Origin of the sequence: Bacillus sp. NPDC077027, assembly GCF_050269555.1 — a bacterium.
Lineage (GTDB): Bacteria > Bacillota > Bacilli > Bacillales > Bacillaceae > Bacillus.
In genome coordinates this window covers 179,691-191,334 of the sequence record NZ_JBNNIO010000001.1, presented here as the reverse complement: position 1 = coordinate 191,334, position 11,644 = coordinate 179,691, and the positions used below count along the sequence as shown (strand labels likewise).

The 11,644-nt window shown below is 39.9% G+C and carries 14 protein-coding genes and 1 other annotated feature; of the genes, 2 read left to right on the top strand and 12 right to left on the bottom strand.

Features of this window, described 5'->3' with window-relative positions; translation table 11 throughout:
* Positions 1-160: 160 nt before the first annotated feature.
* On the top strand, positions 161-565 hold the full coding sequence (locus tag ACQKEZ_RS01055; RefSeq protein WP_427298027.1) for a sigma-w pathway protein ysdB: 405 nt from the start codon (positions 161-163) through the stop codon (positions 563-565).
* A 17-nt stretch (positions 566-582) separates the two neighbouring features.
* Here the strand turns inward: ACQKEZ_RS01055 and ACQKEZ_RS01050 are convergent, their stop codons facing one another.
* From ACQKEZ_RS01050 to infC, 4 genes are all read right to left on the bottom strand, one after another.
* Positions 583-846, bottom strand: a complete 264-nt coding sequence (locus ACQKEZ_RS01050) for a DUF1294 domain-containing protein (RefSeq protein ID WP_427298025.1) — start codon at positions 844-846, stop codon at positions 583-585.
* A 66-nt stretch (positions 847-912) separates the two neighbouring features.
* Entirely contained in the window at positions 913-1,272 is a 360-nt protein-coding gene (gene rplT / locus ACQKEZ_RS01045; protein ID WP_427298023.1) for a 50S ribosomal protein L20, read from the bottom strand.
* 31 nt (positions 1,273-1,303) lie between these two features.
* The gene (gene rpmI / locus ACQKEZ_RS01040; protein ID WP_427298021.1) at positions 1,304-1,504 is read right to left on the bottom strand and encodes a 50S ribosomal protein L35; all 201 of its coding nucleotides are present in this window, start codon (positions 1,502-1,504) and stop codon (positions 1,304-1,306) included.
* Between the two features lie 23 nt (positions 1,505-1,527).
* Complete coding sequence (gene infC, locus ACQKEZ_RS01035; protein ID WP_427299279.1) at positions 1,528-2,043, bottom strand: translation initiation factor IF-3; 516 nt, start codon at positions 2,041-2,043, stop codon at positions 1,528-1,530.
* Between the two features lie 71 nt (positions 2,044-2,114).
* Positions 2,115-2,246 (bottom strand) — a sequence feature (ribosomal protein L20 leader region).
* 253 nt (positions 2,247-2,499) lie between these two features.
* Here infC and ACQKEZ_RS01030 point away from each other — a divergent pair.
* Complete coding sequence (locus ACQKEZ_RS01030; protein WP_427298019.1) at positions 2,500-3,279, top strand: HAD family hydrolase; 780 nt, start codon at positions 2,500-2,502, stop codon at positions 3,277-3,279.
* Positions 3,280-3,812: 533 nt separating this feature from the next.
* Here the strand turns inward: ACQKEZ_RS01030 and thrS are convergent.
* The 8 genes from thrS to speD form a co-directional block, all read right to left on the bottom strand.
* Entirely contained in the window at positions 3,813-5,753 is a 1,941-nt protein-coding gene (gene thrS, locus ACQKEZ_RS01025) for a threonine--tRNA ligase (RefSeq protein WP_427298017.1), read from the bottom strand.
* 336 nt (positions 5,754-6,089) lie between these two features.
* A complete protein-coding gene (ytxC, locus tag ACQKEZ_RS01020) occupies positions 6,090-6,947 on the bottom strand; it encodes a putative sporulation protein YtxC (RefSeq protein WP_427298015.1) in 858 nt (285 codons plus the stop codon).
* Positions 6,948-7,007: 60 nt separating this feature from the next.
* Positions 7,008-7,640, bottom strand: coding sequence for a TVP38/TMEM64 family protein (locus ACQKEZ_RS01015; RefSeq protein ID WP_427298014.1), 633 nt, complete (start codon positions 7,638-7,640; stop codon positions 7,008-7,010).
* Between the two features lie 33 nt (positions 7,641-7,673).
* Entirely contained in the window at positions 7,674-8,603 is a 930-nt protein-coding gene (dnaI, locus tag ACQKEZ_RS01010; protein ID WP_427298012.1) for a primosomal protein DnaI, read from the bottom strand.
* Positions 8,604-8,620: 17 nt separating this feature from the next.
* Positions 8,621-10,042 carry a replication initiation and membrane attachment family protein gene (locus tag ACQKEZ_RS01005; RefSeq protein WP_427298010.1) on the bottom strand — a complete coding sequence of 474 codons (1,422 nt, stop codon included), beginning with the start codon at positions 10,040-10,042 and terminating at the stop codon, positions 8,621-8,623.
* Between the two features lie 100 nt (positions 10,043-10,142).
* Positions 10,143-10,601 carry a transcriptional regulator NrdR gene (gene nrdR / locus ACQKEZ_RS01000; RefSeq protein ID WP_427298008.1) on the bottom strand — a complete coding sequence of 153 codons (459 nt, stop codon included), beginning with the start codon at positions 10,599-10,601 and terminating at the stop codon, positions 10,143-10,145.
* A 4-nt stretch (positions 10,602-10,605) separates the two neighbouring features.
* A complete protein-coding gene (locus ACQKEZ_RS00995) occupies positions 10,606-11,004 on the bottom strand; it encodes a cytosolic protein (protein WP_427298006.1) in 399 nt (132 codons plus the stop codon).
* A gap of 176 nt (positions 11,005-11,180) precedes the next feature.
* The gene (gene speD, locus ACQKEZ_RS00990; RefSeq protein WP_427299278.1) at positions 11,181-11,573 is read right to left on the bottom strand and encodes an adenosylmethionine decarboxylase; all 393 of its coding nucleotides are present in this window, start codon (positions 11,571-11,573) and stop codon (positions 11,181-11,183) included.
* Between the last annotated feature and the right edge of the window lie 71 nt (positions 11,574-11,644).

The following is an 11,644-nucleotide window of genomic DNA, read 5'->3' as shown; positions in this document are numbered from 1 at the left end:
TTCTTGGGTGCATTATTATTATACAAAACCTTTTTCGTTCAATACGATCTTTTTATGAATATTTTTTCGTTATACGAAATATTTTTTTAAAAAAAGTTGAAACCTTTTGCTAGACTGAATCGTAATACCTCAGATAACGGTATTGGAGGTGCATCCTGTCATGTTTGTGATCCTCATTAGACTTGCTCTCGTCGCATTGCTTGTCTATCTTTTCTACATGGCGGTAAAATTCTTCTCAAACCCGAGGAGAAAGTTGAAACAGGCACAATTAAAAGAAGGCTTTTACTTTATGGATGAACAAAATAATGCACGAAAAAACTTTAACTTCGTCTATAAAGGTGTCCTTTTTGAAGGTGAAAAACATGTTCCTTCAAAGGATCACCCTCTTTTTGTCCACTCCATTTACGTTTGGACGGAGTCACCTGATAAGTTAACCGATTTTACATTAGAAGACTTTGAAAAACTCGAGGAGAACATTATCGAACGGTATCCTCAAACAAAAATCGATTGGGATCAGCCAATCAAACAGATTAAACAAAAAAAAGGAGCAGATGCGCCATCATAGCGCTCTCTGCTCTTTTTTTATAGATATGAGTACACATAGCCAAGCAAAAGCATTTGAATGAAGACCAGAAATGGCATTCCTATCCGAAAGAATGTATGCTTTGTTTTATGACGGAAGAACTGCATACCAAGAAAAGACCCTAGTGCACCAAACACAAGAGCTGATAGCCACAAATGCGCTTCTGAAATGCGCCATTTATGCTTCTTTGCCCGTTTTTTATCCTCTCCCATTAAATAAAAGGCATAGCCATTCACAATGATCAAGAACAGCAAGAACCACATATTCACTTCACCTCACGTGATGAGCAAAAAAGACCACCCCATAAAGGAATGATCTTTTTATTTCAATTACTTATCTAAATGTGTTTTAGCAGCGTCAGCAAGCTGGTTGAATGCGCTTAGGTCATTCACAGCAAGATCAGCAAGCATTTTGCGGTTTACTTCGATACCAGAAAGCTTTAAGCCATGCATTAAACGGCTGTAAGAAAGACCATTCATACGAGCTGCAGCATTGATACGTGTAATCCATAGTTTACGGAAATCACGTTTTTTCTGACGACGGTCACGGAAAGCGTAGTTTCCAGATTTCATGACCTGTTGGTTTGCTACTTTATATAATCTATGTTTTGAACCGAAATAACCTTTTGCTAATTTAAGAACCTTTTTACGACGCTGACGCGACACAGTTCCGCCTTTTACTCTTGGCATTGTATTTCCCTCCTATGATTCCTATTCCGAATTACTTAATGTTTGCAAGTTGTTGCTTGATGCGTTTGAAATCTCCAGCACTCACGATTGCGCTCTTACGCAATTTACGTTTTTGCTTCGTAGATTTGTTTGCGAACATGTGACTTGTGTACGCATGAGAACGTTTTAATTTACCAGAACCTGTTTTTTTGAAACGTTTTGCAGATCCGCGGTGAGTTTTCATTTTTGGCATTGGATATTTCCTCCTCTGTTACTTTACTTTTCGACTTTTGGTGCAAGCATAAGGAACATGCTACGTCCGTCCATCTTTGGTTTTGTTTCTACTGTCGCTACTTCAGCACAAGCTTCAGAGAAACGGTCTAACACGCGTTGTCCGATTTCTTTATGCGTAATCGCACGCCCTTTAAAGCGGATAGAAGCTTTTACTTTATCCCCTTTTTCAAGAAATTTGATCGCATTACGGAGCTTCGTATTAAAATCGTGTTCATCGATCGTCGGGCTCAACCGAACTTCTTTTAAGCTAATGATTTTTTGATTCTTACGTGCTTCTTTGTCCTTCTTCTGTTGTTCAAATCGGAACTTACCATAGTCCATGATTCGGCAAACAGGTGGTTTTGCATTTGCAGCAACTAACACAAGGTCAAGATTAGCTTTAACAGCAATTTCCAGAGCTTCCTGGCGGGTTTTAATCCCCAGCTGATCGCCATTTTGTCCGATTAAACGAACCTCACGCGCACGAATACCTTCATTAACTAATTGATCTTTGCTAATAGTGAGCCACCTCCATGAAATTTTGAATTGAGTTCACAATTCATTTTGACCATTTCGTTGTATGTTTTACAGGCAAACAAAAAGTGTGGGCATATAAAACACCCACACTGCGAACATTTGCATGAAAAATAAAATGTACGGTCAACCTGCCAACTACAAACATGTGTCAATCAGGTGAGAAGCGGGTGCTTCTGCTTGTGATATCTATTCAATTCGTTAACTATTCTACACAATTTTCACTCATCCGTCAATCACCCGAATTCATGAAACAACTTCCTCATCTTATCATGATGCTGATGTTTGAGCAAGTTATTTTTCAAAAGTTTAAAATTAGGGAGAGATGAGCCTGATACGACTGAATCTCTCCTTTATCCTCTGCTTCTTCTATTGTAAAATGAACATGAGCCTTTCACGTGCTATTTGAGGGTATCTACTTACATAACAAGGGAGAAGATCATGAAAGCCGTATTTTTTGATTTAGATGATACTTTGCTTTGGGATGAAAAAAGCATTCATACAACTTTTGCAGAAACATGCCGAGAAGCCCAAAAGAAATATGGACTTGATCCAGATAAATTTGAAGAAATCGTTCGTGAGGAAGCACGTAAGCTTTACTCTTCCTATGAAACCTACGATTATACTGTAATGATCGGTATTAATCCGTTTGAAGGTCTTTGGTCAAACTTTAGTGAACCCATTAGCGAAGGCTTTCAAAAGCTGAATGCCATTGCTCCTGAGTATCGAAAAAACGCTTGGACAAATGGATTAAAAACAGCAGGTATTGAAGATGCTGTATTCGGTCAATATTTAGCTGATTTTTTTGCTGCCGAACGAAGAAAGCGCCCTTATGTTTACGAAGAGACATATCCAGTACTAGACCAGCTCAAAGGAGAGTATGAGCTACTCCTTTTAACAAATGGCGATCCAAGCCTGCAAAAAGAAAAACTTGCCGGCGTGCCTGAACTAGCACCTTATTTTAATGAAATTGTGATTTCTGGAGACTATGGAAAAGGAAAACCGGATCCCGAGATTTTCGAACACTGTCTCAAACTTCTCAATTTAGAGAAGGATGAGGTGATCATGGTCGGTGACAATCCGAAAACAGATATCCTCGGTGCATCTCGTGCAGGAATTAAAACAGTTTGGATTAACCGCAACGACAAAAAAAATGAAACTGATGTAACACCAGACTATGAAATTAAAGACTTACATGAGTTGTTTGATATTATAAAATAAGTCGCCTATACCAAGGCTGTATTCCTCTCCCTTCCTTATACAGAAGGGAGTGTTTTTTGATTTTATTGACATTTTTCTCTCTATCCTAATTCTGCACAAAAAGACCCTCGATTCTTACATCTAAAAAGTGAATTCATCGCTTTGTCTATTCATTATTCCTTCATTTTCTCGACAAGGCTTTGTGCTTGTTTATCCAAACTTCGTGCAGTTTCTCCCACTTTCATAAACACTTCGTTTGCTTGTCTCAGAAGATCACAATTTGTAATTGCAATCGTTTGGCTCGGTTCGTTTCATTACTTACTTTCTCTACCTCTTCATGTTTGGCTTTGACGGAATTCTCGACTTTCAAAATGGCTTCTTTTGAATCAGTAGCGTGTTTACGAATTTCTGCTCTATCACACCGAAACCATTCCCATGAGACCCCGTATGAGGAAGGTTCTAGCATTTAAAGCTAGAAGCTGTGCCACAATCCGCAAAATAAAAAATGCCGGCAGTATCACATTGGATACTGTCGGCATTTAAACGTATTACCATTATTTTTTCGCCTCTGCAACAGCGTGTTTCACAAAGGCTTCAATATCGATTGTTTCGGATGCTTGTTCGCCATACTTTCTAACATTGACAGCACCATTTTCCGCTTCTTGATCGCCAACAACGAGCATATACGGAATTTTTTGCATTTGTGCTTCTCTAATTTTATAGCCAATTTTTTCATCGCGGCTGTCTAACTCGACACGTAAACCTTCAAGTTGCAAGCGTTCTTGCACTTTTTTCGCATAATCAAGATGAACAGATGGTGATACAGGGATGACCTGGAATTGAACAGGTGCTAACCATGTTGGGAGTGCTCCTTTGTATTCCTCAATCAGGAAGGCAACAAAGCGTTCCATCGTTGATACGACTCCTCTATGGATGACAACTGGACGATGATGCTTGCCATCTTCTCCAATATATGTGAGGTCAAAACGTTCTGGAAGCAAGAAGTCAAGCTGAACTGTCGACAATGTTTCTTCTTTACCTAAAGCTGTTTTCACTTGAACATCTAGCTTCGGCCCATAAAACGCTGCTTCGCCTTCTGCTTCATAGTAATCATGTCCAAGCTCATCCATCGCATCTTTTAGCATGGATTGTGCCTTGTTCCACATGTCATCATCATCAAAATATTTCTCTGTATCTGCTGGATCACGATAAGATAAACGGAAAGTGTAATCACTTAAACCGAAGTCTTGATATACTTCTTCGATCAAACGAACTGTGCGAATAAATTCATCTTTAATTTGATCAGGTCTTACAAAAATGTGGGCATCATTTAATGTCATTCCTCTTACACGTTGAAGTCCTGATAGTGCACCTGACATTTCGTAGCGATGCATCGTGCCAAGCTCTGCAATACGAATTGGCAGTTCACGATAGCTATGAATGTCATTTTTATAAATCATCATGTGATGTGGACAGTTCATCGGTCTTAGTACAAGGTCTTCATTATCCATTTCCATGACTGGGAACATATCCTCTTGATAATGCGCCCAATGTCCAGATGTTTTATAAAGGTCTACACTTGCAAGAACTGGTGTATAGACATGCTCATATCCTAGACGCACCTCTTTATCCACGATATAGCGCTCAATCACACGACGAATTGTTGCCCCTTTTGGTAGCCATAACGGAAGGCCTTGTCCCACTTTTTGTGAGTTCGCAAATAGCTTTAACTCTTTTCCAAGTTTACGGTGGTCACGCTCTTTTGCTTCTTCAAGAAGGCGTAGATGTTCATTTAAGTCTTCCTTGTGAAAGAATGCTGTTCCATAAATACGTTGTAGCATCTTGTTATTGCTGTCGCCTCTCCAGTAAGCTCCTGCAAGACTGAGCAGCTTGAATTCTTTTATTTTACCTGTAGATGGCACGTGAATTCCGCGACAAAGGTCAAAGAACTCTCCTTGTTCATAAATAGTCACGACATCGCCTTCTGGAATTGCTTCAAGAAGCTCTAGTTTCAATTCATCGCCAATTTCTTCAAAGCGTTTCTTTGCTTCTTCTCTTGACACTTCAACACGTTCAATAGGTAGATTGGCATTGATGATTTTTTTCATTTCTTTTTCGATTTTCGGTAAATCTTCTGGTGTAATCGCCACATCAAGATCAATGTCATAGTAAAATCCGTTTTCAATGACGGGTCCTACCCCAAATTGTACCTGATGCTCTTTTCCGTAAATTCGTTTGACCGCTTGAGCGAGTAGATGTGCTGTACTATGACGCATCATATCGAGCGCCTCTTCACTTTTATCTGTGATGATCTCGATTTCTCCATCCTCTAAAAGCGGTGTACGCAAATCTATTTCTTTGCCATTAAATTTTCCAGCAAGTGCTTTTTTCTTTAGGCCTGGGCTAATTGATGCCGCGATGTCTTCTGTTGTTGCCGTTTTTTCGAACTCCTTGACTGCTCCGTCAGGAAATGTAATGTGAATTTGTTCTGACATCTGTGGTCACTCCTTTTTTTGACAATATAAAAAACCTCGCCCCCTGGAAAGGGACGAGGTTGAATAAACGGAATCGTGGTTCCACCCTTTTTCCCGCATATGCACATATTCATCGCAAACACGGCTTCTGGTTCAATAACGGGAATACCCGTCAGCTATTACTAAAAAAATCGTTCACAGCTGATGTTCAAAGGTGGTAAAGCAAATGCACTTTGGCTAGGAAGCTTTCAGCCTATGGCTTCCCTCTCTAAAAGCTAGTGTTCATTCGTTCATGTCCTTATCAATACGGTCACTTTATGAAGTTACATCGTATTATAAAACGTTTTTTCTTCAAAATCAAGAAAGCTTCTCATTTTTTTCATGAAGATAGTCCACTGACTGCTCCTGAAACGAGGCAAGCGAAGAAAGTTCCACTCTTTCTTGAAAGATATTTTGGATCGTTTGCACCATTGAATTTCCAGCATCATTCGTAAATAGGGCAATCTTTCGTGGAGCAATTGACACAAGTGGGGCAATAAGCTGTGAATCAATATACATTGGATGCTCTCTTACAAACTGTCTGTCTATGTATTGTTTTTGTTCACGTTCTGAAGCGTAACGAAATTCCCAAATGATGAAGCGGTCCTGATGCACCACATGTACAGTGTCTAGCTTTGGTTCTTTTGTCATCACATAATCTCGAAGCGATTGAATAAAACTTTGATATTCCTGTTCCATTTTGTATTCTTCAATGGACACTTCAACATATTCCCTCAACCTTCGATCGTACTCAGATAATCTAAATGTTAAAAAAGAGCCAATTGAGAAGATGCCGTTGTTTAAAGTAATGGTCTCAAGTTCTTTTCGGAGTAGCGACTCTCTTGAAGTTCCTTGGTGAATACAAGGAATATCTTCCATATCACCTTTCATTATGCTATGAGCAATAGACAATATTTGATGCTGTTCCTCTGGGTCTTTAAATAAATATGTTTTTTCAATCATCCTGCGCATTCGTTCATTTTCTTTGCATTCCAAAAAAAAGTGAAGTAATAGAGGCCGTACAAAGCTCTCTAATGTAGCAGGTGATTCTTTCGCCTCAATGAGAAGCCTTGCATTGCCTTCTTGAATCGAGATGTGATGCCGACTGTCAAAGTGTTCAGCAAGATGTAAAAAAGCAGCGGTATCATATTCATCTTCAAAGATTATTTCAAGCATGTTTGTCCCCCCTAACGACATCTGTTACATGTATATGGGGAGATCACAAAAAATAGACGCCTAAAATAAATCAGGCATCTTTCTTTTCAATAAAAGGGGAACAGAAATAAAGACCAAATAGATCAAACATACAATGGCTAAAGCGGTGTAATTCCGACTAACAAAACTTGAGCCTAGCACATTTAATGCGATGGTTCCTGGTATGAGTCCAATAAACGTTGCAGCCACAAATACACCGTATTTCACGCGGGACGCCGCAGCCGCATAGCTGACAAAGTCAAAATGGATGGGAGCAATACGAAGTAATAAGATATAAATAAAGCCATGCTGCTCAATTTGCCTTCTCACCGCTTTTAACTGTTTGTTCTTCGGCTCGTGTTTTTGCCTACGGAAGGTCGAAGCAATCCAAACTGAGCCAACTGCACCTGCTGTTGTACTGACCAATGCATAGATTGTACCGAACACAGTCCCAAATGCCAGACCAGCTGCGAGTGAAAAGACTGTAACCGGTATGAGGACGAAAGGACGAACGAGTGACAGTAAGAAAAAGACAAGTGGCGCAAGCATCCCAAATTGCAGAATCCAGTCCTTGATGTCTTTTGGCGTTACGTGCAGGTGGTGTGTATTGAACCACCAAAGTACGAATGCTACGCAGGCAATCAATAGAGCGAAAAGCCATCTTCTATTTTTCATCTGACTCCTCTCTCCTGCCGTGAGACCTGTTGTCTAAAAATGACGGCGATTCTCGCCTTCAAGCAGCACCGGTTCTGCTAAATATAGAATACGTTCCATTAAGCGAGCTGCTTTTACTTCTTCTTTTTCTCCGCGTTGACTGAAAGTAAAATGATGCTTTAGCTCACTCTGTGAAAAGTTAGAGGAAAAGAAGGTTGGAAGTTGTTCTGCCATTCTATGCTGTAAAATGGTTCCGATTAATTCGTCACGCACCCAGCTCGTCATCGATTCTGCTCCAATATCATCAAGCATTAAAATCGGAGTGGATTTGACCATGTTTAGCTTATCCTCTAGTGTGTGATCAGATAAAGAATTCTTAAGCTCTCGCACAAATTCAGGCACATATACAAGCAGTGAAGGGTATTGCTGAGCCGCTAGCTCATTTGCAATCGCAGCTAAAATAAAGGTCTTTCCGACACCAAACTTCCCGTGCAAATATAGACCCTTTCCCTTGCCAGTTTCGTTATAGCTTTGCAAAAAGTGGGCAATTTTTTGAATGACCTCTTGTCTTCCAACTGCCGTCACATCCGCAAACGTGGCTTTCAGAACGTTTTGCGGGATATACATGCTTTTGATTAGTGCCTGTTGTTTTTTCTGTCTGTCTAATTGAAGCTTTACTCGGCAAGGTGCATATTCGATATCAATGTTTTGACCTTTGATAACAAGTTTAGGATGATAGCCATCTAAAATGGTGTTAATCTTCTCATCCTCCAAGCAGTAGGAGCACCCTTTTGATTGCTGAACAAATTCAAATAGTCTATTTAAACTCCGATTTATCATGTCTTCTTGAATTTCATCTTGATGCTCCTTTAAAAATGCTTGAACATCTTGATCGGATAAAACACTCTCTTTAATTTGATGATATCTCACATGAAAATCAGCTCGTCCTTTTAGTTTTTCAAATGATCGACCGATCGGTTCCATTTCAGTTTCACCTCACGTTAATGTGCATTATATTTTTTCATTTGCTTAAATTGGTTGAGAAGCTTTTCTTTTTCTCGTTCAAGCTCTTCCGGAGACATGTCCTCTTCTTGTTCTTTCGGCTGTTTTTTCGCTTCTTCTTCTTTCATCCACTCTGGCAGCTTTTCTTCACGAATGACTTTTCCTGCTGGATAAGAAGAGCGCTGTTTTTTCTGCTCTGCCCATTCTGTCATTTGCCTATTTTCCTCTTTTGCAATTTGCATGGCTTCAGTGACCGTTTTGATCTTCTTCCTTACCCAATGTGAGGCAATTTTTTGCATATATGTTTTTGACAGCTTCATATCGGTTTTCAAAAGCGTGTAGTAAATCAATACATTCACAACACCTGGTTCTAACTTTTGCTCAAGCATGATTTCCTCGACAACCTTTAAGTCAGCATATGTCGGTTCAACACCATCTGACATATCCTGCAAAAGCTCTCTTGGTGTAATGCTTTCAAGCTTGTCAATGAGTTTGGCATCAGGTGAGCTAGTTGACGTTTGTTCTGAAGAACCATTGCGTAGATGCCTTGGTTGGACTTGATCAATCAGTTTTGGTCGATGCCCGCTATGTTCAATTTGATACCAGTCACGTGCTGCTTTTCTCAGTTCTTCTGTTGAAATCATTTGATCTGCACCACATGCTCCAGCTACAATATTTTGCATTTGTAATGGCGTTATTCCATAAACAATGGACAATTTTTTAATGGTTTCTTTCACCTGCTTGGTGAGCGCCTTTCTAGGTATCATCATGTCGGACATGCCAGCTAATAACAAATCAAAATCAAAGGATTCATCTGAAAGTGGCGCTGCTTGGGCACGACCGACTGTCATGTATTCATAACCATCCTCTAGTGATGATGCGTCATCTAGCTCTGGTGTCATTTTTAGTTCACTTGGCTGTAGAACACGAAAAACTTCTTCAAAAGAACGTGATATATCTCTCGCTTCTTTTGGTACAGATGGGTAAGAGAAGTAATCCCTTAGTTGCGCATACTTCGCTTTCTCCACTCGGTTATATAAGAGGACATTAAGCATCCCATCTTGAAAAAATTCGTTCGGTCTCAGCGGTGGGACAAGCTCATATGTAAACAGTCTACCTTCCTCTGTATCTTGTTCATATGTCCGAAGTAATCCAATCGCTTCAAGCTTGTGCCGTTGTTCAAATATCTCATTCAAATTCGTTTGTAGCATGACCATCAGCTGCCGGTGAGGAGCAGGCTTTCCCCAGACACGGTTTTGCTCCAGTTCTCCCCATAATGTCATATATAAACTATATGCTACCGTCCCAATAAGCGGCTGATATAAAAGGGTGATAAGCTGCCTGTCGATGTCGCCGAGCAATGAAGCGCTTTTGACGACATACGGATCGACGGCAAGCACTTCCTTCCAATGCTCTGTCATATGCGAATCCTCCCTCACGCGCTTTTGTTTCCATTGTACACTCTTTTTCATTTTTCCGCTTTACGTGCGAAAAAGAGCTTGAAGGATCTTCAGCTCTTTTTCAGCGTTCTTTCTTTAATAAATCCTTTAATTCATCAATAAAGACATTGATATCTTTAAATTGTCGGTACACAGAAGCAAATCTGACATAAGATACTTCATCAATTTTGGCAAGCTCGTCCATCACCATCTCACCAACTAGCTCACTTTTCACTTCTGATATTCCTTGATTTCGCAGTTCCTTTTCAATGTTAAAGCACACATCCTCTAATTGCTTCAATGCAACTGGACGTTTTTCACATGCTTTGATCAAACCGCGCAGCATCTTTTCTCTGCTGAACTCTTCTCTTATTCCTTCTTTTTTCACAACGATCAATGGTAATTCCTCTAGTTTTTCAAACGTCGTGAACCTGTAGTGACAGCTTTCACACTCTCTTCTACGACGAATTGATTTCCCATCATCTACTGGTCTTGAATCAAGCACTCTCGTACCGAGGTGTTGACATGTCGGACATTTCATTTCATCAGCTCCGATCTTTTCCTGTCTGTATTCTTGGTAGTTGTTTGTCTAGTTCATCATAAAAAGAAAGTACGACCTTTTTGCTATAACCAAAATCCGTCGGCAGTGCCGTTTCTGTTGTGACATTAAAATCGACAGCTGTTTCAAAAGGACGAATTGAAATAACTGTTGCAACCGCGAATGCTTTTTTAGGCTTTTGCACCATCGCGCTCATTTCACCCCGTTCTGCTGAAACAGATGTAACGGTATATTGGTCATTTGAAGAAAACAATGCCTCCACTGCCTCAAATGCTTTTTTATCCGTAACTTTATAATATCGGCTTTTCAGCTCTGGCACCAGATGTCGATCACTTGTTTCCGTCTTATTTGAAAATAACCCCTGTAATTTTTGCAGTAAAGTCATACGCTAAATCCCCTTTGTCAGTACTCTTCTTTATTTTATAAAAAAAACCTTTGTTTTCCTAGAACAAAAGCATAAAGAAGAAGGGGATTTTTGGATTTTTATGTCAATATAAAAAGGAGCATAACACAGAAAGCATGTAGATGCTTTTTGTCCAGCTCCCGTTAGATCTTTTAAATTTATAGTGCTTTGGCTTTGGCTTTGGCTTGTGCCTGTTTTACTTGCACAGGTCCCATGCCACGAGGTATTTCGATGTTTTCTCTTGTTTCAGCACCTAATTCATCTCCGATAAAGTCAGCTGCAATATTCGGATCTAAATCACCGCAAGTATAAACATCTATGCTCGCATAACCATGTTCAGGAAAGCTGTGAATCGTCAAATGAGATTCAGAAATAATGACAACTCCACTTACACCTTGAGGTGCAAATTTGTGAAAAGCTACCTCTCTTACTTCAGCTCCTGATTTCAAAGCTGCATTTACAAACGTTTTTTCAATAAAATCCATGTCGTTCAATTTATCACAGTCGCATCCCCATAACTCGGAGATAACGTGACGTCCGATTGTTTCCATCATGGACCCCCCTTAAACAAGAATGAAAGAGTGAATTTCTAAGCAGCCGGACCGGACATATACCACGGGGG